A 20,051-nucleotide genomic window follows, 5' to 3' on the forward strand; every position below is an offset into this window, starting at 1 on the left:
GTCACTCGTACGCCCAGGCCCGGCCGGTCTGCCGGTACTCCTCCACCGGAATCGGATCGACCCCGGTTCTCATGCGGGTGGTGTACAGCAGGCCGTCAAGATGGTCGACCTCGTGGTGGATGAGGCGGGCGAGGCCACGTTCGTACACGGCGGTGACGGTTTCGCCGGTCAGAGCCGTGGTCTCGACGGTGATCCTCAGGGGGCGGGGGACGAGGCCGCGGACGTCGAAGAAGCTCAGGCAGCCTTCGTACTGCTCGTCCAACTCGTCGGAGCGGGAGGTGATCCGTGGGTTGAGCAGGATGATGGCCGGGGCGTCGCCGGGCGGCTGGACGACGGCGGCGGCGCGTCCGATGCCGATCTGTGGAGCGGCGATGCCCATGCCCTTGGCGAAGGGGTGGACCCGGCCGATCCGTTCCATGGCGGTGAACAACTCGTCCGTGGTGCGCTCGGCCTCGTCGCGTTCTGCGGGCAGGTCGAAACCGCGGGCCCTTTCGGCGAGGATGCCGGCTCCGTGCTGGACGACGCCGAGGTCTCGCATCTGCTGACTGGGCCGCACGTCGGTCACCTGAACTCCCCTTGATTCATGTCGCGTTCGGGCCGTGCCCGAAAACGCCACTCCAGACGGTACCGAGCGTGCAGGGCAGGTGTGGTCGTGATCCACGTGAACCGCCTCAGCTCCCCGTCGTCGCTGAGCACAGGCGGGGTCCGCAGCGGAGAGGCTTCGGCGGTCATGGACGTCTCGGTGCCCCACGCGACCGGGTCGAGCGCGGTGGGGAAGACGAGTCGGACTTCGAGCTGTTCGGTGGGCAGGCGAACGGCTCGCTGAAACCAGTTGCCCCACTTGTCGTCGCCGACGGTGTAGGCGTACTCGATCCACACGGACTCACCCGGGTAGAGCGGGAAGCGGCCGTGCTCGTTGTCGAACACCAGCCAGACTTCCTTGAAGGCGTCGCGGTCGTGTTTCACCTGCCAGCTCATCGCCTCGCCCCGGCAGGTCGCGGCGAGGGCGAGTTCGTTCCAGGTCAGCGGGTGGGCCCGGTAGTGCGCGTTGGAGCGTTCGGGGTCGCCGGGGTAGCGGTCCACGGAGATCCGGATCAGGTACCGGGTCACCGGTTCATCGCCGGTGTTCCGCAGTCGGCGGCGCATGGTGAGCCGATACTTGCTGCCGTCGTACTGGAGCCGTGCCGCGTCGTGTTCGACGACGAGGGCCGATCCGGTCGCGTACGGCTGCTCGGGCCTGCGCTGGGCGGACGGAGCGGCTGCCGGACGCCGGGTCCGGGCCCGCACCTGCTCGTATTCGCACCAGCGCCGCCAGATCGCCTTCCCGGCGTTCAGAGCTTCGTCGGCGAGGCGTGAGAACTCCTCGCTGGGCTTGTGACGGCCCGACTCGACATGGCTGACGTAGGACGGGTCGAACCCCATGGCCAGTGCCAGCGCCCGCTTGGACATTCCGCGTACTTCCCGCCACCGTGCCACTTCGGCCGCGTAGTCCCCGGCCGCCTGCTCGACGGTGATCTCGTCGCCCTGCGCGTCCATCGAACGCCGCCCCCGCGTCACTTGTTGGTGAGCATGAATGAACCGTGAGTGATCCAAGTTCATCATCCCGTCATGGCCCGCGTCGCCGGTTTCCTTCCCTCACGGGCCCGGATCGACCCTCCGGGCGGACAGAGGGAGGCGACGCACATGCGAGTGCTGTACCTGCTCAACATCTCCAACCCGGACCGGCTTTCGGCCGACTCGGGGTGGATCTTCGCGGATCTGCTCGCTCCGGCCCTGGCCGACGCCGGGACCGAGGTGACCGTCGCCGCACCGGCGGCGGCCGGGGATGCCCGCTGCGGCTTCCACCGGACGAAAGCACCGGGGACGAAGTACCGGGCCCGTTTCTCCGCGGACATCGATGAACTGGTGGCGCTGATCCGGGGCGTCAGGCCGGACGCGGTGGTGGCCAACCAGATCGAGGAGGCCCCGGCGATCCGCACTGCCCTCCTGGAGGCCGGATCAGACGCACTGCTGGCCGGGTACTGCCACTACCTGCCGTTCTCCTTCACCAGCGGAGGCTGGCTCCTGCTCGATCCGTCCTTGAACGACGCGGCGCTCGGACAGCCCGTCCTGCTAGCCTTCGCCGCCGGGCTGGCCGCCTGTGACCGGGTGATGGTCCACTCCTCCACGGCCGCCTCCTGGGTGTCGGACGCTGCCGCCCGGATGACCGTGGACCTCGGCGAGAAGCTGCGGGTGGTGCCCGCCCCGCGTGACGAGCGTCTTGTCCGTGCTCCCGTCACCGGCCGGCCCACGTCTGGCGCCGGGGCGATCGGTGTCTACAACCACCGGCTGTACGCGCACTACGGCACCGAGCAGTTCGTGCACCTGGCCCGCGACCTGGCCGCCTCCGGCGTCATCCGGCTGCGGGTGATGGACCTGTTCGGCCGACGCCGCGCCGAGCGCACGGGCCTGGACGACAGCCCCGAGAACATGCGCGACCGGCTCGCCGCCCTGCCCCACGTCCAGATCGTCTCCGACCGGGGTGACCGGGTCCGCTACAAGAACCTACTGGCGGGCGCCCGCTTCGGCATCGCTCCCTTCCGTCCCGGCTGCCCCTGGTCCATGAGCGTGATCGACTGCCAGGGCATGGGGCTGCCGGTCATCTCACCGCGCCTCGGCTGGCTCGCCCAGCACATCGATGCCGAGCTGTGCTTCACCACCCGGGCCGAGGCCGTCGCCCTGGCCGAACGCCTCGCCACCGACGACGAGTTCCACGCCCTGCACGCCAAGCGCGCCCACGCCTCCACCGCCGACCTCGCCCCGGCCCTGGTCGCCGCCCGCTACCTGGAGGCGATCGCGTGACCAGGTTCGACGCGGTCTTCCTCTCCTACGACGAGCCGATGGCCGGTTCCCTCCACGCCCGCCTGCAACGGACGCTCGGCGGGATGGTCAAGCGCGTGCACGGTGTGCACGGGATGCGCCGGGCCTACCGGCTGTGCGCCGAGGTCGTCGACCGTGAGCAGTTCTTCCTCTCCGACGGTGACTTCGCCATCGACACCGGCTTCGACCCCGCCGTCGTCGCGCCGCTGGACGAGGGCGTGTCCATGCGGGTGTGGCGGGCGGTCAACCCGGTCAACGGCCTGACCTACGGATACGGCGGGCTGAAGCTGATCCGCCGCAGTGCACTGCGCGAGATGGGCGAGGCGGTTGACGTGCTCGCCGCCCTTCCGGGCCGTATCGAGTTCGCCGAACAATGCGCGGGCGTCACCCGGTTCAACCAGAGCCCCTTCCACGCCTGGAAGGCCGGTTTCCGTGAGTGCGTGATGCTCGCTCGCGGCAGCGAGTACGGCATGGCCGACGACGACGCCCGCAGACGAGTCGAGGCGTGGACCATGAGCCGGGACGGGGAGTTCGCCGCCTACGCCGCCGCCGGAGCCCAAGAGGGCGTCGACTTTGCTCGTGGGGCCGCCGGCGCCCCCAAGCTGTTCGACCACCTCAACGACCCCACCTGGCTGCGGGACCGCTTCACCGCCACCCATGGGGACCAGGCGGTCTCGGGATGACCGGTCCGCTCGTACTCATCGAGCCGTACGCGAACCGGCTGGGCGGCCACCACCAGCGCACGCTGGTGGTGCTTGCCCAGGCCCGCCCGGGCAGCCTGGCCATCGCCCCGCACGGGATCGCCCGCGAGACGGTCACGGCCCTGCGGGAGGCCGGCGCGCAGTTGGCGACCGCCCCGGCCGGGCGAGCTGCGGCAGTACTGCTGGCCCTGTCCCGCCTCATGGCCGGGCTCGCCGCAGCAGGGCAGCGCATCTTCCGCTCGCGCCGCTGGCCCCACCGCCTACGGCGGCTGCCGCATCAGATCACCCTCATCGCCCGCTGCCTGGCCGAGGCATCGGCTCTGCGGACCTCCCGCCACCTCCGGCCCCGCGCCGGGGCGGTGGTGATCCTGACCGCGAGTGAGGCTCTGCACGGGGCTGCGGCCCTCCTCGGCGGACAGCCGCATCTGCGGTTCGTCCACGAACAGGTCACCACCGAGGACGCCGCCGTACGGCTCCTCGCCAGACTTGCCCGCCGGGGCGAGAAGCGGGCCGTCGCGGTGTACCCGACACAGGCGGTGGGCGATCGGATGGCGGCGGCCTTCCCGGATCTGGCTGCGGTGGTACGGACCTTCGCGGTCGACGACGGCCGCCGCCTGACCGACGCCGAACGCGAGGGCGGCCGGACTGCCTTCGGTATCCCCGCCGCAGAAGCCGTGGTGTGCCTGGTGGGCGGATGGTGGCCCTACAAGGACATCGCCGTCATCGATGCCGCCCTGTCCCGGCTGAAGGAACCGCTGCACCTCCTGGTCATCGGGGCCCCGCTCGACGCAATCGTTCTCGAACGGTGGCGGGCCCTGCCCGACCTGAGCCTGCACACCGTGTCCGGCCCTGTCACGGACGCCGTGCTGCGGCTGGTCTACGCCGCGGCCGACGCCGCCCTGGTCGCCCGGCACCCCGGCATCGGCAAGGAATCCGGGCTGGTGATGGATGCCGCCCGCCTCGGCGTCCCGCTGATCGTCTCCGACCACGATGCGGCCCTCACCGCCCGCCTTCGCGGCCTGCCCTGGGCCCTGACCTTCCCCGTGGGCGACTCGAACGGGCTCGCCGACGCGTTGCACACCGTCATCCGCCGACCACTTGGCCGGCCCGGCCCCGCCGCGCCCCGCCTGCTGGGCATGTGGACGGCCGACGAGCAGGCCGACTTCCTCACCCACACCTTCGCCTCCCTCCGTACGAAGGGGTCACGATGCTGATCACACCTCCGCCGCTGGTCTCCGTCATCGGCCCCGTCGAAGTCCCGCTGCTGGCCGCCTGGGTCTGCCATTACCGGCTCCTGGGCATCGAGCGGTTCCTCATCGCCTTCCACTTTCCCGAACACGTCCCCGAGGAGCGGCGGCACGAACTCCTGGCCGCCAGCCGCGAGCTGGGCATCATCCCCACCGCCGTCGGCAGCGGCCCGTGGCACGAGCACACCAACGGCACACTCAGGGACGCCCTGCGGCAGCAGGCAGGGCCCGGCTGGCACCTGCTCGCCGACGCCGACGAGTTCCAGCAGTACCCCGTTCCGCTGGACGAGATGATCGCCCGGGCCGAGCACGCCGGGCACCGCGTGGTGGGCGGGCTGATGCTCGACCGTGTCACCGCTGACGGCTCCCTTACCGGCTGGGACCCGCAGACGGGCCTGGACACGGCGTATCCGCTCGGCGCCTTCCTCACTCACCGGCTCCTGCGCGGTGACCCCCGCAAGATCGTGCTCGCGCACTCCGGCGTCGCCGTGGCCTCCGGAAACCACCGCGCCGAGGGTCACCGTCCGGCCAACCGGCCACCGGTCGCCGTTCACCACTTCAAGTGGCGCGACGGAGTACGGCAGGACATCGAACGGCGGGCTGCGCACTCGGCGGACGGAACCTGGAAGACCGGCTCCCCGGCCCGGCTCGCCGAGGCCCGCCGACTGCTCCAGCACCTTCGCCGGCACGACGGCCGAATCGCGGTCGACTCCCCGCACCTGGGCTTCCGGCCCGTCTCACTCCGGACCGTCCCCGCATGGTGGGCCGCACAGGCGACCGGGCTGGTGACCACCTGGCGGCCGCCGACCGCAAGGGAGAATCAGAACCAGTCGGGCCCGATGATCTCCTCGCCCTCACCCTCGGGCGGTTCGAACCGGGCGTAGAAGTCGTCAAGCGCCGACTCCGTGACGGTCAGCGCGTTGGCGTCCTCTCGCAGGTTGCGCTCCCCGAGGCGCCGCAGCAACTCGGCCCGCTCGACAGGGAAGTACAACAGACGCGGCCGACCGCCGGCCTCTTCGACCAGCTTCTTCCACTCGAGGCGGGCCGAGCGCAGCCACAGCCCGTGATCCAATACGACGTCCCGGCCTGCTGCAACCAGCTTCGCCAGGCGCTCACGCACCTCGGCGACCACTGGAGCCTCCAGGGCGAAGTAGTCCCGCTCCGGATAGTCCACGCCGTAGCGGCCGTGCCGGGCGTGAACCAGCTCATCCACCGACAGCCGCACCACTCCGGCCGGCTCCAGCCGCCGCTGGGCATACATGGTCTTGCCCGACCCGGTCAGCCCGACCAGCAGATACACCACCGGCCCGGCCTCCCGACCGTGGTCGGCAGCCCGGCTGGGCTCCACCGCCTTCACCCGCGCACTCCTCCTCGCGCTCCACGGATCGCTCCTGAAGCCCAGCCTGCCACCCTTCGTGTGGATCGGCGACGACACTTGCCGGGCGCACACCCTTCGCGCGGCGACCTCCTGATCCGAGTCGACGTCATGCAGGGCTCCAGGCGGAGCATCTGTCCGAGGTACAGGCGTGGACGGGACGGCAGTCACCGGGCACTGTCAGGTGAAGGTGACCGGCCCGTTCGGGGTGTCGAGGGTGAAGGAGAACCCCGCGGGCCCCTCGCCGATCACCAGATCCGTCCCGAGGGCGCTGAGCACGGGGCGGACCTCCTCGGGGTCGGGTGCGGTGGCGGTCAGTTCCAGCAGCGGGGTCAGCGGCAGATCCGACGCGGACGGATGGACCGCGTCGGCCCAGTCGATCAGAAACGGCACCAGACCGGAGGGATGCGGGGTGCCGCCGTCGGTCAACCGCCACTCGAGCAGGGTGCCGTCCGGCCGCCGCCGGCTCATCTCTCTCACGTCACCCGGGTCATAGCCGTGGACGCGGACAGTGGCGACCGTGGCGTCGATGTCGGACGGACTGATCGCCCAGGTGATCGTGCGCGCCGAGTCGAGCCCGTCCACACCGAAGGGGCGAGGCCCGGCCGGCGCGGACTGCTCCGGGTCCGGCCCGAGGATCTCCAAGTAGGCCCCACCGCCCAGCCCGACCAGGCAATTACGAGTCCCGAACCCGATATGCACCCCACCCGGCGCCGGCACCACCCCGGTACGCCGAGCGAACTCGGCCACGGTCGCCGCCAGGTCGGGAGTCGCGAGGACGATGTGGTCGAGGTGTGCCGGAATGGTGTTCATCCCACCCGAGCCTACGCGTAGGGCACCGAAATCACCTTGCCTTACGAACAGTTGTGCGTCCCGCGTGTCGTGTGCCTCAGGATGAACTCCAGCCGTGCAGGGATACCCCTGAGCCTCCCTCCAGATAGTGGCGGAGGGCCCTTGCGGTGGTGGCCACCAAGTTCTCGGGAAAGGCGTCGGCGTGGATCCAGCGGACCTGGGCGTGCTTGTGGGGTTCGCGGTTCTCGGGTTCACCGATCCATTCGTGGGCGGCGAAGACGACCGTGAGGAATCCGTTCGGGGCTTCGACTCCCCAGGCGCCGTGGACGATGTGGGCGACCTCCAGGGCCTCCGGCTTCACGGTCAGGCCGGTCTCCTCGTGCAGCTCCCGGACCGCGGTCTCGGTGATGGGCTCGCCGGGCTCGCTCTTGCCGACCGGCAGGTCCCACTTGCCCTGGGCGAACTTGGCGTTCCGGCCGCGCTGGAGGAGGACGATCCGGTTGGTGTCCCGGTCGTGGACGATGACGGCGGCGACCAGCACGGTCATGGACTCGACGGCGGGCGGCAGGACTTCGGGCTGGGCGTCGGACTGCGGCTGAGCCACGGTGAGGGTCCCTTCGTCGGCTGGTCGGTGGGCAGCTTAGGTCAGTGCCGTGCGCTCGCGGCGGGAACGCGTACGGCACCGAAATCTCCGCGCCTGGCGAACACCTGTGCGTCAGGATGAGTGCATGATCCGTACCGTGCGCGCTCTCCCCGTGCTCCTGCTGCTGCCCGCCCTCGCCGTCGCCTGCGGTACCGAGACGGCGGCAGGTGCGGATCCTGGCGAACTTGCCTCCCGTGCGAGCGCGTTGGGGATCGCCCCGGAGCATGTGTACGTGACCGACGCCTCCGGCTACACGCTCGCGCAGCAGTCGGTGGGTGTGTTCGGGGATGACGGGTTCTCCGCCGTCTATGTCTCGCAGAAGGAGGGCAAGCACCTTCAACTCAGCGTGGATCGAGGGAGCATGACCGCCGAGAGCTGTCCGGAGCAGCCCGTGGGCGACTCCTCCGGTGGGTCCACGACCTGTGTCCGTGACGGTGACTTCTGGTTCCGCAGCGCCGGGGAGCGTCGGGAGTTCGCGGTGCCGAAGGAGGGGTTCGTCATCCATCTCGGGGGCGAGGGCGTGCCGCGGGACGTGTTGCGTGAGGCCGCCGAGAATGTCCATCGGCCGTCCGCGGAGGAGTTGGACGCCCTGCTGCCCCCTGCGGCGGACCGCGGTGAGCCGGTGGAGCGCGGGGACCTGCCCTCGGAGGGCGACGGGGCGCCCGACAACAGCGTGGGCGAGGGCGGGTGAGAGGGCGGCGCCGCCGTCCAGTGACGTTTCTGCGGTGAACCGTGTGCTCCGAAGGAGTGAGTGCGGCCGGAGGCGAGGCGCACGTGCGAGGGCCGCGCGGAGATCCTCGGTAGTCGGTGACACGGCTATCGGGAGGAACCGGACCTTGACGTACGGGAGCAGGCTGCGGGAGCGGATCGCGGACCCGGGCACGACCCCGCTGATCGGCGTGTACGACATGTACTCGGCGTCGATCGCGGCGCAGCACTACGACGGCATGTTCGTCTCCGGCTTCGGCTTCGCGGCCTCGTACTACGGGCTGCCGGACATCGGATTCATCGCCTGGCCGGACATGATGGCGTTCGTGCAGCGCTTGCGGGGCGCGTTCCCGGCCCACCATCTGCTGGTCGACATCGACGACGGCTACGTCGATCCCGAGGTCGCCTGCCATGTGGTGGAGGGCCTGGAGCGGATCGGCGCGTCCGGTGTCGTCCTGGAGGACCAGCAGCGGCCCCGTCGCTGCGGGCATGCCGACGGCAAGCAGGTGCTGCCGCTGCACGAGTACCTCGCCAAGCTGGAGTTGGTGCTCGCGACCCGCCGGGACCTGGTCGTCGTGGCCCGCACCGACGCCACCGACGAGGACGACATCCTGCACCGCGCCGAGACCCTCGCCGCCACCGACGCGGACGTGGTCCTGGTCGACGGCGTCCGCAGCGTGGAGTGGATCCGGCGGATCCGGAAGGTCGTCGGCGACAAGCCGTTGCTCTTCAACCAGATCGCGGGCGGCAAGTCCCCGCGCCTCTCCCTGACCGAACTCGCCGAACTCGGCGTGGACGTGGCGATCTACAGCACCCCGTGCCTGTTCGCCGCCCACCAGGCCGTGCACTCCGCGCTCACCGAACTCCGGCGCACCGACGGCCGGTTGCCGGCGTCGGACGCCACGGACGCGGTCGGCGTGCGCACCGCCACCCAACTGCTGGAACGCAACATCGCGCGCCGTCGGCCGGTGGTGCGGGAGGCCGGCGTCTGAGACGGGACGGGACCCCCAGGCATGGATCAGCGTGCGCGGGCAGGCGGCGGTGCCGTGCTCGCCCGTTCCACGAGCCGGGTCGACAGTTCGGTCCTGGTCCCCTCCGGGCACTCCCCGTCCATCATCCGCACCAGCAGCCGCAGGGCCGTGGCCGCCATCTCCGCCAGCGGCTGCCGGACGGTGGTCAGGGCGGGAGCGGCCCAGCGAGACTCCGGCAGATCGTCGAAGCCGACCACGCTGATGTCGTAGGGAATCCTCAACCCCCGTTCCAGCACTGCCCGGTACACGCCGAGGGCCATGCGGTCGGAGCAGACGAAGACGGCCGTCGGCGGGTCCGGCAGGTCGAGGAGTTCCCGCGTCCGGCGGTGGGCGGTCGACTCGTCGAAGGGCACCACCAGGTCGACCAGGCGGGGCGGTTTCGTCTGGTCGAAGCGCGGCCTGCGGGCATAGCCGAGCCGGTTCAGCGCCTCCGTGACCCGGCGTCGGGTCTCGGGGGCCACGTCCTCGCGTCCGTTGACCACCTTGGACGCGGTCGGCACGGACACCCCCGCCTCGCGCGCCACCACGGCCAGGGTCGGTCCGGTCGTCATGCCCGCACCGCCGCCGTGTGCGCTCTGCTCATCATGCAGGACCACCTCTCCGACCCCGTGTGAAAGCATAGAAAGCGCTTGCTATCCTAGGTCGGCCGTCGTGGCACGTGAAGAGACCGTGCGGCGGATGTGCTCGATGTCAGGCGACCCGGGTGAGATCCGCACGCCGTACCCGGTGCGCGAGCGGCAGCCCCGCCGTGACGCGGTCGAGTTCGTCGGCGACGATCCCGCCCATGCGCTGGAGTTCGTTGCCGAGGGAGCCCGCGATGTGCGGGGTGAGGAAGACGTTGGGCAGGCGGTAGAGCGGGGAATCGGCGGGCAGGGGCTCGGGTTCGGTGACGTCCAGGATGGCGTGCAGGCGGCCGGAGACGAGTTCGTCGACGAGCGCGCTGTGGTCGACGAGGGCGCCGCGCGAGGTGTTGATCAGGACGCCGCCGTCGCGGATGAGCCCGAGCCGGGCCCGGTTCAGCAGATGCCGGGTCTCGGGGATGTCCGGCGCGTGCAGCGTGACGATGTCGCTGAGCCGCAGCAGATCCTCCAGCGGCAGGAGCCGGGCCCCGAGGTCGGCCGCCTCCCCGGGGTCCAGGTAGGGGTCGTGGAGGAGGACCTCCAGGTCGTGCGGGCGCAGAAGGCGCAGGAGCCGACGCCCGATGCGCGAGGCGCCGACGACCCCGACGCGGCGGCCGTGGTTGCCGGTGGCGGCGGTCCGGTCGGGCGTGGGCGGCGTGTGGGTGCGGCGGTAGCGGTCGCGATGGCCGAGCGCGTCCTTGCCGGCGAGAAGGATCATGGCCAGGGTGTACTCGGCGACCGGGACGGCGTTGGCGGTGACCGCGCTGGAGACGCTCACCCCGCGATCCCAGAGGGCCTCGCCGACGAGTGAGCGGACGGAGCCCGCCGCGTGCAGGACCGTGCGCAGCCGGGGCGCGACGGCCAGGGCGTCCGCGTCCAGGCGGGGGCAGCCCCAGCCGGTGATCAGGATCTCGGCGTCGGATAGGGCCGGGCGCGCGGTCGTGCCCGTGAAGTCGCGGACGACGAGCGTGGGGTCGATGTCCGCCGCGCGCCGCAACCGGGCCATCAGGGGTGGCGGGAACAGCAGCGGCAGATGCACCGGATCCATGGCGAACACGGCCCTGGGTGGCGGCGGGGCGTCGGGCATGACCCTCCCGGAGGCCGGGGTAAGCGGGGAAGCGGTGAAGGGGAGGAGGGGGGAAGCGGTTGCTGAAAGCGCCTTCTACGGTAGGTCGGGGGCGGAGAGGGGGTCAATCGGTCGGAGGGGAGCCTTCACAGGTTCACGGGACGGGGGTGAGTGCGGCGGGGTCCCTCGAACGGCCCTGCCGCGGGCCCCTGCGCCGGAATAGCGGCCGCCGTTGTGGTGCTGTGGAGGTACCGGTGCACTGGCACGAAGGCGTGACAGCGCGGCGAAGGGCTGGTGAGCAGATGACGGCGGACCAGGCGGACCAGACGGACCAGGCGGACCCTGCGGACGACACCCGGCCGGACCCCGTGGTCGGTACCCCCTACGGGGCCGTACGGGGTAGGTACGAGCGAGGTGTCGCCGTGTTCAGGGGCATCCCCTACGCGGCACCCCCCTTCGGACCCCGACGGTTCCGGCCACCCGAGCCGCCCGAACCCTGGGACGGGGTCAGGGACGCGGGCGCGTTCGGCCCGACGGCGCCGAAACCGCCGTACTCCGAAGCCTTCGCCCAGTACCTGTCCGACCCGGTCGTGCCGGGGGACGACTGTCTCAACCTCAACGTCTGGACGCCCTCGCCCGGCCCCGGCGCCGGCCTGCCCGTCATCGTGTGGCTGCACGGCGGCGCCCTGACCAGGGGTTCCTCGGGTGTTCCGGTGTACGACGGGCAGCACTTCGCCCGCGACGGCGTCGTCTTCGTGTCGATCAACCACCGCCTGGGCGTCGAGGGGTACGGCCTGTTCCCGGACGCCCCCGCCAACCCCGGGCTGCGCGACCAGCTCGCCGCGCTGGAGTGGGTCCACCGGTCCGTCAGGGCCTTCGGCGGCGACCCCGACAGGGTCACCCTTGCGGGGCAGTCCGCGGGGGCGATCGGTGTCGGCGCGCTCATCGCCTCCCCGCAGGCCCAGGGCCTGTTCCGGCGGGCCGTCCTCCAGAGCGGGCCGCCGGAGGCGTTCGAACGGGACAAGGTCCGGCGCATGGTGCGCCGTATGGCGACGCGGCTCAAGATCCCCGCCACCGCCGAGGCGTTCGCCGCCGTCGACCGCGATCTGCTGCTGCGGACGCAGGCCGACGTCGGCAGGCTCAGCAGCCCGGTGCTGGGCGGCCCGGCCTTCGGCATCGTCGTGGACGGCGATGTCGTCCCGCGCGATCCGCTCGAAGCGCTGATCGAGGGCGGCGCGGCCGACGGCGCCGACCTCCTGCTCGGCTGGACCCGGGACGAGTACCGGCTCTGGCTCGTCCCCGGCGGCCTCCTGGAACGCGTCGACCGGCTCGGTCCCGTCGCCCTCGCCGGTGCCATGGCCCGCTGCCACTGCGGCCACGAGGTGCCGCGCGGCTACCGCGTCCTGCATCCGGAGTCCGGTACCGCCGACATCGTGGGCCAGATGGTCACCGACCATCTGCTGCGCCTGCCGCTGCACCGGCTGGCGGACGCCCGGCCGGGGAGGGCGTACGTCTACGAGTTCGCCTGGCCGTCGCTCCGCCCCGGCCTCGGCGCCTGCCACGCCCTGGAACTCGGCTTCGTCTTCGGCACCGGCGACACACCCGTGTCCGCGAAGCTCGCCGGCGAGGGCGCCCCGCACGGCCTGGCCGCCGCGATGCACGGCGCGTGGGTGCGGTTCGCGCGGATGGGCGACCCGGGTTGGCAGCCCTGGGACGCGACGCACCCGGTGCGGATCTTCGGCGACGTCGACGTCCCCGGTGAGGGTGGCGAGTCGGGTGTCATCGACGCCCCTGGTGAGGGTGGCGAGACGGGTGCCACCGACGCCCCTGGTGAGGGTGGCGAGACGGGTGCCACCGACGCCCCCGGACGGAGTGGCAAGACGAGTGGCCTGGATGCCCCCGGTCGGAGTGGCAGGACGGGTGACACCGACAGCGGGCGTGCCGTGCGGGAGCCGTACACCGCGTACGGCCCGCGCGATGCGGAGATGGCCCTGTGGGCGACGGCCGCGGCCGCCGAGCGGCCCGCGCGTGCCGTCGTCCTGCGCTCGGAGCCGGTCCCCGGCGGCCGGGCGACGCGCGGCACGGAACTCAGATCGGCGGTACGACGGCTGCGGCGGGCGAGGGGAGCGGAAGGGGCGGAAGGGACGGAGGAAGCCGGGGGAGGAGCCGGCCGAACAGGTCGGCGGTGAACTCCGGGCCTGGGGTGCCTTCCGGGGCAGGCGGGGCGCTTCCTGGCTCGGCGGTGCGCGTCCTGGACTTGGCGGCGTGCCTCCCGGCCCCGGCGGGATGCCTCCCGGGCTAGGCGGGGCGTCTCCCGGCCTTGGCGGTGCGCTTCCTGAACCTGGCGGGGCGTGTCCCGGGCCAGGCGGGGCGTCTCCCGGGCCTGGCGGTGCGCTTTCCGGACCTGGCGGTGCGCTTTCCGGCCCTGGCGGGGTGCCTCCCGGGCTAGGCGGTGCGCTTCCCGGCCCTGGCGGGGCGTCTCCCGGGCCAGGCGGTGCGCTTCCCGGCCCTGGCGGGGCGCTTCCTGGCTCGGCGGTGCGCTTCCCGGACCTTGGCAGGGTGCCTCCCGGACCTAGCGGGGCGCTTTCCGGGCTAGGAGGGGTGCCTCCCAGACCCGGCGGGGCGTCTCCCGGGCCGACGCGCGCCGCCCTCTCCGCTCACGCCGCCCCGAGCGTGCGCGCGATCGAGGCGACCGCCTCCGGCCCCACCCGGCAGCAGCCGCCGATCAGCCGGGCGCCCGACTCCCGCCAGCGCAGCACCTCTTCGGCGGCGAACGTGGAACGGCCCCGCCACGCGCGGGCGTCCGCGTCCCAGACCTCGCCGCTGTTGGGGTAGACGACGACCGGTCTGCCCGTGACCCGTGCCGCGGTCGCGACGGCGGCGTCCACGTCCTCGGGCACACAGCAGTTCACGCCGACCGCGATCACCTCGTCCCGGCCGGCGGCGAGGGCGAACGCCTCCTCCAGCGGCTGACCGGCCCGCGTACGGTCACCGGTGACCGAGTACGACAGCCAGACCGGCACCCCGAGTCCGCGCACCGCCCGCAGCAGCGCCTCGGCCTCGTCGGCGTCGGGCACCGTCTCCAAGGCCAGGACATCGGGTGCGGCGGCGGCCAGCGCCTCCAGGCGGGGGCGGTGGAAGCGTTCCAGCTCGTCGACGCTCAGCCCGTACCGCCCCCGGTACTCCGAGCCGTCCGCCAGCATCGCCCCGTAGGGGCCCACCGACGCCGCGACCCACAGCGGGCGCGTGACCCCCTTGTCCCGGGCCTGCTTGTCCTGGGCCTGCCGGGCCGCGTCCCGGGCCAGTTCGACGCTCAGGGCGAGCAGCCGGGCGGCCTCCTCGCGCCCGATGCCCCGGTGCGCGAAGCCCTCGAAGGTGGCCTGGTAGCTGGAGGTGATGGCCACGTCGGCGCCCGCCTCGAAGTACGCGAGATGCGCCTCGGTGATCGCCTCGGGCCGCTCGGCGAGCAGCCGTGCCGACCACAGCTCGTCGCTCAGATCGTGCCCGGCGGCCTCCAACTGGTTCGACATGCCGCCGTCGAGGACGACGGTCCCGGCGGCGAGGGCCGCGGCGAGGGAGGCGTCCGCAGAGGGAGGGGACACGGGAGTCGGAGTCGGAGCGGGAGCCGGAGCGGGAGTGGGCGGCGGGGTGTCGCTGGTCATGTCATGACGCTAATCCCCGGCAAGGGCTTTCCCGCAAGTCGCGCCGGATTGGTTGACCCGCTCATGACACCCGCTTACCTTCTCCGTGTTCGCCATTCCATATGCCGTTCGTGATACCGAACCGATGGGGTAGACGGAGAGTCACGATGAGACGTGCGTACACCACCCTGCTCGCCCTCTGCCTGACCCTGTTCGGCGCCCTCGCCACGGCGGGACCGGCGGGGGCCGTGGCCCGGACCGTCCCCAACGGCGTCCAGTTCACCGACACTTCGGGCAACGCCGTGCACGCGCACGGCGGCGGAATCATCAAAGTCAGCGACTACTACTACTGGTTCGGCGAGGACCGCAACGCGGACAACACCTTCCGCTCCGTGGACGCCTACCGCTCCACCGACCTCAAGACCTGGGAGTTCAGAAACCGCGTCCTGACCCGGTCCAGCGCGGCCGAGCTGAACACGGCCTACATCGAGCGGCCCAAGGTCGTCTACAACGCCGCCACCGGCACGTTCGTCATGTGGATGCACAAGGAGAACGGCACCGACTACGGCGAGGCCCGTGCCGCCGTAGCCGTCTCCACCACGGTCGACGGCGCTTACACCTACCGGGGCAGCTTCCGTCCGCTCGGTGTGCACATGTCCCGTGACATCACGGCGTTCGTCGACACCGACGGCACCGGATACATGGTCTCTGCCGCCAACGAGAACTACGACCTGCACATCTACCGTCTCACCGCCGACTACACGGCCGTCGAAAGCCTGGTGGCCAACCCCTGGCCCGGCGGCCACCGCGAGGCACCGGCCTTCTTCAAGCGCAACGGCGTCTATTTCATGCTGACTTCGGGCGCGACCGGCTGGAGCCCCAACCAGCAGCGGTACGCCACCGCGCCCAGCCCGGCCGGCCCCTGGACGGCGATGACGAACGTCGGCGACTCCACGGCCTACGGCTCCCAGACCGCGTACGTCCTTCCCGTGCAGGGGACTTCGGGCACCTCGTACCTCTACCTCGGCGACCGCTGGGGCAACTCCTTCGGCGGCACGGTCGACGATTCCCGTTACGTCTGGCTGCCGTTGACGTTCCCGTCCTCGACCTCGACCTCCCTGTCCATGGCCTGGAGTCCGGAGGTCACCGTCGACACGGCCGCCGGTACGGTGAGCGGGACCGCCGCCACCTACGACACGCTGATCGCCCGGCACTCCGCCAGGTGCGCCGACGTCACCGGCCAGTCGCTGTGGCAGGGTGCGCAGATCAAGCAGTACGACTGCAACGGCGGCGGCAACCAGAAGTACTGGCTCAGGTCCGTGGGGGACGGCTACCACCAACTCGTCCTGCGCCACAGCTCGTTGTGCGTGCGGGAGAACGCCACGACGGTCACCCAGGAGAACTGCGACGCGACCGACACCGCCCAGCAGTGGTCCCTCACGGCGACCGGGAACTACGTGACCGTGAGGTCCCGGGCGTCCGGCGAATGCCTGGACGTGAGCGGCGCGTCCACCGCCAACTCCGCCGCGATCATCACGTACACCTGCAACGGCGGGACCAACCAGCAGTGGACGCGCGGCACATGACGCGAAGGGCGTGACGCGCGGGTGAGGCACGGGTGACACGCGGGGGGCGCGGGGTCTAGAAAGCGCTTGCCCGGAGACGGTACGGTCCAGCCGCCAGGAGTGCCGTCGTACCGGAGGAGCCCGCAGTGAGACGACTCGCCCTCGCCGTGTCGGCGGCGCTGACCCTGACCGCCGTCTGCACGGCCGTACCCGCCACCGCCCAGGCGCACGGCGGCCCGTCTCCGCTAGGGATCGCCAACTGCACCGCGACCGCCTGCCACTTCGACGTCCCGCCCGGCACCTACGACGTCCGGCTCGTCCTCGGCGGCGACACCGCGTCCAGCACCGCCGTCACCGGCGAGACCCGGCGCGCCCTGCTCCCCGAGACCGCCGTACCGGCCGGCGGGCGCGTCACCCGCGGCTTCACGGTCGACGTCCGCACCCCCGAGGGCGAACCGACGGGCGCCGAGGGAACCGCCGGCCTGGATCTGACGTTCGGCGGAACGGCGCCCGCGCTCGCCGCCATCAGGGTCACCCCGGCCCGGCACGCCCACCGTCTCTTCCTCGTCGGCGACTCCACGGTCTGCGACCAGCCCGGCGAGCCCTACGCCGGGTGGGGACAGGAGCTGCCGCAGTTCCTGCGCGAGGGCGTCGCGGTCGCCAACCACGCCGACTCGGGGGAGAGTACGGTCACCTACCTGGGGAACCCGCTGCTGTGGGCCACCGTGCAGGCGAGGGTCCGGCCCGGGGACCCGGTCCTGATCCAGCTCGCGCACAACGACAAGACGACCGACGAGGTGACGTACCGGGCGAACCTGGAGACACTGGTGGCGGGCGTCAGGGAGAAGGGCGGGCGACCGGTTCTGGTGACCCCGATCGTGCGCCGCTGGTTCAACGCCGACGGCACGCTCGACAACGGAACAGCCCTTCTGGTCAACGGACTCGGCGTCGACCACCCGGCGGTGATCCGCTCGGTCGCCGCCGACCGGGACGTCCCGCTGATCGACCTCACCGCCCGGACCAAGGCACTTGTGGAGTCCCTGGGCGTCGAGGGCTCCAAGGCGCTGTACCTCTACAACGAGAAACGCGACAACACGCACACCTCCGTACACGGTGCCACGGTCTACGCGGAGCTGGTCCGCGACGAACTCGTCACCCGGCATCTGGTGCCCAAGGGCACGGTGCGGGTGGGATGAAGCCCCTGGGGGCGCCCCGACCGGAACCGGGGCGCCTCCAGGCCCGTACCCCCTACTGGGCGAGGAGAAGGAACGGAAACCGCCGATGCGCCTGCCCCCGCCCGATCACGCCCTCAGCCCCCTCACCGGCTACACCCGCGCCCACTGGGAGGCCGCCGCCGACGCCCTGCTGGCCGCCGTGACGCCGTACGCCACCGAGGACCACGCCCTCTACCACCTCCCCGGCGACCACGAGAGCTGGTCGGGCCGCCTCTCCGACGGGCTGGAGGGGTACGCCCGTACGTTCCTCCTCGCCGCCTTCCGACGTGACGAGACGGCGTTGGAGCGCTACGCCGACGGCCTCGCGGCCGGGGTCTCGGGTGTCTGGCCCCGGATCGAGGACCGCGGCCAGCCGCTGGTCGAGGCCGCGTCGATCGCCCTCGCCCTGCGCCTGACCCGCCCCCTCCTCTGGGACCGTCTGGACGACGCCGTACGCCGACGCGCGGCGGACTGGCTCGGAGACGCGCTGACGGCTCAACCCTGGCCCTGCAACTGGGAGTTGTTCCCGGTCACGGTGGGCGGATTCCTGGAGTCGGTCGGTCACGCGCCGGAAGCCTCCCGCGCGGCGATCGACCGTGGCCTGGAACGCATCGAGGCGTGGTACGTCGGCGACGGCTGGTACAGCGACGGCCCGGGCCGCGCCTTCGACTACTACAACGGCTGGGCCATGCACCTCTACCCGGTCCTGCACGCCTGGCTGGCGAAGGACCAGGACCTCCTGTCACTCTACGGCGACCGCCTGGAGGCCCATCTCGCCTCATACGCCCGCCTGTTCGGCGGCGACGGCGCGCCCCTGCGCCAAGGCCGGTCCCTCACCTACCGTTTCGCCACCGCCGCGCCCCTGTGGCTGGGTGCCCTGACCGGCCGGACCCCCTTGCCCCCCGGCGAGACCCGCCGCCTCGCCTCGGGCGCGCTGAAACACTTCCTGGAACGGGGCGCCGTCGACCCCCACGGCCTGCTCACCCTCGGCTGGCACGGTCCCGACCCCTCGGTCCTCCAGGGCTACTCGGGCCCCGCCTCCCCCTACTGGGCGAGCAAGGGTTTCCTCGGCCTGCTCCTGCCGCCGGACCACGAGGTCTGGACGGCCCGAGAGGAACCGGGCCCGACGGAACGCGAGGACGCGGCGACGCCGCTCACCGCCCCCAACTGGCTTCTCCAGTCGACCCGTTCGGACGGACTGGTCCGCCTCCACAACCACGGCAGCGAGGACGCCCGCTACGACCCCCACTACACCCGCCTGGCGTACTCGACCCTGACGGCGCCCTCACCGTCGTACGACAACAGCGTGATCCTCGACGGCGACCCGACCCGCACCGGCATCGAACCGCTCGGGGTCGGCGACGGCTGGGCCGCGTCCCGGCACACGGCGGGCGGGGGAGCGAGGGTGACCAGCGTCGTCCTGGTACGGGGAGCGTCGGAGGTGCGCATCCACCGGGTGACGGGGGCGCCCCCGGGTACTCCCGTACGGGTGACGGGCTGGCCGACCGAGAACGCAGAACTCCTGCCCGCCCTGGGCCTGGACGACTCCCTGACGGGCCACATCACGGACGACACGATGTTGTTCGTGGCCCTGGCGAGACTCACGGTGGACCCGGCGACGAGGTCGGAACCCCTCGACAAGACGGCCTCCGTACGACGCCCGACACCGAACGAGATCGACGTCCACTGGCAGGACGGCCCGGCCTGGCGTGTGACCCTGAGCCGGGACACGGTGGAAGTAACGCCGCTCGTCGACTGAGGAGTTGATCTCCGTTGCCGATGGGAAGCGCGTGCAGAAGAATCCCTCCATGACGTCTGCCATCCATCACGTGACCTTCTCCTGCTCCGACGCCTACGCCCTGGGCAGCTTCTGGTCCGAGGTCCTGGGCCAGCCCCTCCACGACGACGACAAGCCGGGTGACCCGGAGGCGCTGATCGAGGGCGCGGGGCTGCTCTTCGTGACGGTCCCGGACCCCAAGACGGTCAGGAACCGCGTCCACCTCGACGTCCAGCCCCAGGACCGCACCCGCGACGAGGAGGTCACCCGCCTGCTCGCCCTCGGCGCCACGCTGTTCGACGACCAGCGCCGCCCGGACGGCACGGGCTGGGCCGTCCTCACCGACCCGGAGGGCAACGAGTTCTGCGTGGAACGCAGCGCGACGGAGCGGGCGGCTACGGCGGGTTGAGATAGCTGGGCCATGCCTCACGACGCGGCCTGTTGCGCGGGTCGTTCGGGTGGCCATAGACCATGTGCGTGTGCATGGCGTGCACCGTGGCCCGGGCCGCGTGCGCGTCTCCCGCTCGCAACGCCGCGGCGAGTTCGGCCCGCAGGCTTCCGCACACCGGGCACCGTGCGGCGTCGACCGCTCCCGGGCGTGGGGTGCGCAGCTCAGCGAGTGGTGTCGGCATGACCGTTCCCCCTCTCGCCCGACACACGGTCGAGGCACTCCAAGTGCCGGTAGCGGACGGTGCGACCGGCTGAGGAACGACCGCCCGAGATCCGGCGGCACTGCTCGAGCGACTCGATCTTCCGCTCGCACTCGGAGCACGTCTCCCCCGACGGCGCATAGGTCGTGTACTCGTCCTGCC

Annotated in this window: 20 protein-coding genes; 11 read left to right on the forward strand and 9 right to left on the reverse strand. The window is 71.8% G+C overall.

Annotation, left to right across the window (positions count from 1 at the left end):
* Position 1: 1 nt before the first annotated feature.
* Positions 2 to 565 (reverse strand): peptide deformylase, encoded by a 564-nt coding sequence (locus AFM16_RS39705; protein WP_209313233.1) that lies wholly within the window; start codon positions 563 to 565, stop codon positions 2 to 4.
* Positions 562 to 1,536, reverse strand: a complete 975-nt coding sequence (locus AFM16_RS39710) for a helix-turn-helix domain-containing protein (RefSeq protein WP_078635467.1) — start codon at positions 1,534 to 1,536, stop codon at positions 562 to 564. Before AFM16_RS39710 ends, AFM16_RS39705 begins: the two co-directional genes overlap by 4 nt.
* Before the next feature lie 147 nt (positions 1,537 to 1,683).
* Here AFM16_RS39710 and AFM16_RS30090 point away from each other — a divergent pair, with 147 nt between their 5' ends.
* Genes AFM16_RS30090 through AFM16_RS30105 form a run of 4 tightly spaced genes read left to right on the forward strand, consistent with a single transcriptional unit; the run spans position 1,684 to position 5,691 of the window.
* A complete protein-coding gene (locus AFM16_RS30090) occupies positions 1,684 to 2,841 on the forward strand; it encodes a glycosyltransferase family protein (RefSeq protein ID WP_078635469.1) in 1,158 nt (385 codons plus the stop codon).
* Positions 2,838 to 3,542 carry a hypothetical protein gene (locus tag AFM16_RS30095; protein ID WP_078635471.1) on the forward strand — a complete coding sequence of 235 codons (705 nt, stop codon included), beginning with the start codon at positions 2,838 to 2,840 and terminating at the stop codon, positions 3,540 to 3,542. The genes AFM16_RS30090 and AFM16_RS30095 overlap by 4 nt, the downstream gene beginning before the upstream one ends.
* Positions 3,539 to 4,774 carry a glycosyltransferase family protein gene (locus AFM16_RS30100; RefSeq protein ID WP_078635473.1) on the forward strand — a complete coding sequence of 412 codons (1,236 nt, stop codon included), beginning with the start codon at positions 3,539 to 3,541 and terminating at the stop codon, positions 4,772 to 4,774. Before AFM16_RS30095 ends, AFM16_RS30100 begins: the two co-directional genes overlap by 4 nt.
* Positions 4,768 to 5,691, forward strand: coding sequence for a glycosyltransferase family protein (locus AFM16_RS30105; RefSeq protein WP_078635475.1), 924 nt, complete (start codon positions 4,768 to 4,770; stop codon positions 5,689 to 5,691). Before AFM16_RS30100 ends, AFM16_RS30105 begins: the two co-directional genes overlap by 7 nt.
* Here AFM16_RS30105 and AFM16_RS30110 read toward each other — a convergent pair.
* From AFM16_RS30110 to AFM16_RS30120, 3 genes are all read right to left on the reverse strand, one after another.
* Entirely contained in the window at positions 5,628 to 6,164 is a 537-nt protein-coding gene (locus tag AFM16_RS30110; RefSeq protein WP_245177835.1) for an ATP-binding protein, read from the reverse strand. The genes AFM16_RS30105 and AFM16_RS30110 overlap by 64 nt on opposite strands.
* A gap of 198 nt (positions 6,165 to 6,362) precedes the next feature.
* On the reverse strand, positions 6,363 to 6,995 hold the full coding sequence (locus AFM16_RS30115) for a VOC family protein (RefSeq protein ID WP_078635477.1): 633 nt from the start codon (positions 6,993 to 6,995) through the stop codon (positions 6,363 to 6,365).
* Between the two features lie 76 nt (positions 6,996 to 7,071).
* The gene (locus tag AFM16_RS30120; RefSeq protein ID WP_030793013.1) at positions 7,072 to 7,578 is read right to left on the reverse strand and encodes an NUDIX domain-containing protein; all 507 of its coding nucleotides are present in this window, start codon (positions 7,576 to 7,578) and stop codon (positions 7,072 to 7,074) included.
* A gap of 124 nt (positions 7,579 to 7,702) precedes the next feature.
* On the opposite strand from AFM16_RS30120, the gene AFM16_RS30125 reads away from it, so the two are divergent.
* Both AFM16_RS30125 and AFM16_RS30130 read left to right on the forward strand, forming a co-directional pair.
* Positions 7,703 to 8,308: a hypothetical protein gene (locus AFM16_RS30125; protein ID WP_030793010.1), complete on the forward strand. Its 606-nt coding sequence runs from the start codon at positions 7,703 to 7,705 to the stop codon at positions 8,306 to 8,308.
* A 145-nt stretch (positions 8,309 to 8,453) separates the two neighbouring features.
* Positions 8,454 to 9,317, forward strand: coding sequence for an isocitrate lyase/PEP mutase family protein (locus AFM16_RS30130; protein ID WP_078635479.1), 864 nt, complete (start codon positions 8,454 to 8,456; stop codon positions 9,315 to 9,317).
* A gap of 26 nt (positions 9,318 to 9,343) precedes the next feature.
* Here the strand turns inward: AFM16_RS30130 and AFM16_RS30135 are convergent, their stop codons facing one another.
* Entirely contained in the window at positions 9,344 to 9,907 is a 564-nt protein-coding gene (locus tag AFM16_RS30135) for a LacI family DNA-binding transcriptional regulator (RefSeq protein WP_078635481.1), read from the reverse strand.
* 139 nt (positions 9,908 to 10,046) lie between these two features.
* Positions 10,047 to 11,063, reverse strand: coding sequence for a hydroxyacid dehydrogenase (locus tag AFM16_RS30140; RefSeq protein ID WP_179123324.1), 1,017 nt, complete (start codon positions 11,061 to 11,063; stop codon positions 10,047 to 10,049).
* A 347-nt stretch (positions 11,064 to 11,410) separates the two neighbouring features.
* Here AFM16_RS30140 and AFM16_RS30145 point away from each other — a divergent pair, with 347 nt between their 5' ends.
* Positions 11,411 to 13,231 (forward strand): carboxylesterase/lipase family protein, encoded by a 1,821-nt coding sequence (locus AFM16_RS30145; protein ID WP_245178015.1) that lies wholly within the window; start codon positions 11,411 to 11,413, stop codon positions 13,229 to 13,231.
* A 468-nt stretch (positions 13,232 to 13,699) separates the two neighbouring features.
* Here the strand turns inward: AFM16_RS30145 and mmuM are convergent, their stop codons facing one another.
* Complete coding sequence (mmuM, locus tag AFM16_RS30150; RefSeq protein ID WP_078635487.1) at positions 13,700 to 14,704, reverse strand: homocysteine S-methyltransferase; 1,005 nt, start codon at positions 14,702 to 14,704, stop codon at positions 13,700 to 13,702.
* A gap of 146 nt (positions 14,705 to 14,850) precedes the next feature.
* Here mmuM and AFM16_RS30155 point away from each other — a divergent pair, with 146 nt between their 5' ends.
* The 4 genes from AFM16_RS30155 to AFM16_RS30170 all read left to right on the forward strand — a co-directional run bounded on the left by AFM16_RS30155 (position 14,851) and on the right by AFM16_RS30170 (position 19,648).
* Positions 14,851 to 16,269, forward strand: coding sequence for an RICIN domain-containing protein (locus AFM16_RS30155; protein ID WP_078635490.1), 1,419 nt, complete (start codon positions 14,851 to 14,853; stop codon positions 16,267 to 16,269).
* 125 nt (positions 16,270 to 16,394) lie between these two features.
* Positions 16,395 to 17,444: a rhamnogalacturonan acetylesterase gene (locus AFM16_RS30160; RefSeq protein WP_078635492.1), complete on the forward strand. Its 1,050-nt coding sequence runs from the start codon at positions 16,395 to 16,397 to the stop codon at positions 17,442 to 17,444.
* An 85-nt stretch (positions 17,445 to 17,529) separates the two neighbouring features.
* The gene (locus AFM16_RS30165; protein ID WP_078635494.1) at positions 17,530 to 19,221 is read left to right on the forward strand and encodes a DUF2264 domain-containing protein; all 1,692 of its coding nucleotides are present in this window, start codon (positions 17,530 to 17,532) and stop codon (positions 19,219 to 19,221) included.
* Between the two features lie 49 nt (positions 19,222 to 19,270).
* Entirely contained in the window at positions 19,271 to 19,648 is a 378-nt protein-coding gene (locus AFM16_RS30170; protein ID WP_078637131.1) for a VOC family protein, read from the forward strand.
* Here AFM16_RS30170 and AFM16_RS39150 read toward each other — a convergent pair.
* Positions 19,635 to 19,871: a hypothetical protein gene (locus AFM16_RS39150; protein WP_143648465.1), complete on the reverse strand. Its 237-nt coding sequence runs from the start codon at positions 19,869 to 19,871 to the stop codon at positions 19,635 to 19,637. The genes AFM16_RS30170 and AFM16_RS39150 overlap by 14 nt on opposite strands.
* Between the last annotated feature and the right edge of the window lie 180 nt (positions 19,872 to 20,051).

It is taken from the genome of Streptomyces antibioticus, assembly GCF_002019855.1.
GTDB lineage: Bacteria > Actinomycetota > Actinomycetes > Streptomycetales > Streptomycetaceae > Streptomyces > Streptomyces antibioticus_B.

What these genes read in the sequence shown, in the direction of transcription:
- AFM16_RS39710 (WP_078635467.1), bottom strand. Translation starts at nt 1,536, where the DNA reads ATGGACGCGCAGGGCGACGAGATCACCGTCGAGCAGGCGGCCGGGGAC.
- AFM16_RS30090 (WP_078635469.1), top strand. Translation starts at nt 1,684, where the DNA reads ATGCGAGTGCTGTACCTGCTCAACATCTCCAACCCGGACCGGCTTTCG.
- AFM16_RS30100 (WP_078635473.1), top strand. Translation starts at nt 3,539, where the DNA reads ATGACCGGTCCGCTCGTACTCATCGAGCCGTACGCGAACCGGCTGGGC.
- AFM16_RS30105 (WP_078635475.1), top strand. Translation starts at nt 4,768, where the DNA reads ATGCTGATCACACCTCCGCCGCTGGTCTCCGTCATCGGCCCCGTCGAA.
- AFM16_RS30115 (WP_078635477.1), bottom strand. Translation starts at nt 6,995, where the DNA reads ATGAACACCATTCCGGCACACCTCGACCACATCGTCCTCGCGACTCCC.
- AFM16_RS30125 (WP_030793010.1), top strand. Translation starts at nt 7,703, where the DNA reads ATGATCCGTACCGTGCGCGCTCTCCCCGTGCTCCTGCTGCTGCCCGCC.
- AFM16_RS30135 (WP_078635481.1), bottom strand. Translation starts at nt 9,907, where the DNA reads ATGACGACCGGACCGACCCTGGCCGTGGTGGCGCGCGAGGCGGGGGTG.
- AFM16_RS30140 (WP_179123324.1), bottom strand. Translation starts at nt 11,063, where the DNA reads ATGCCCGACGCCCCGCCGCCACCCAGGGCCGTGTTCGCCATGGATCCG.
- mmuM (WP_078635487.1), bottom strand. Translation starts at nt 14,704, where the DNA reads ATGACCAGCGACACCCCGCCGCCCACTCCCGCTCCGGCTCCCGCTCCG.
- AFM16_RS30155 (WP_078635490.1), top strand. Translation starts at nt 14,851, where the DNA reads ATGAGACGTGCGTACACCACCCTGCTCGCCCTCTGCCTGACCCTGTTC.
- AFM16_RS30165 (WP_078635494.1), top strand. Translation starts at nt 17,530, where the DNA reads ATGCGCCTGCCCCCGCCCGATCACGCCCTCAGCCCCCTCACCGGCTAC.
- AFM16_RS30170 (WP_078637131.1), top strand. Translation starts at nt 19,271, where the DNA reads ATGACGTCTGCCATCCATCACGTGACCTTCTCCTGCTCCGACGCCTAC.
- AFM16_RS39150 (WP_143648465.1), bottom strand. Translation starts at nt 19,871, where the DNA reads ATGCCGACACCACTCGCTGAGCTGCGCACCCCACGCCCGGGAGCGGTC.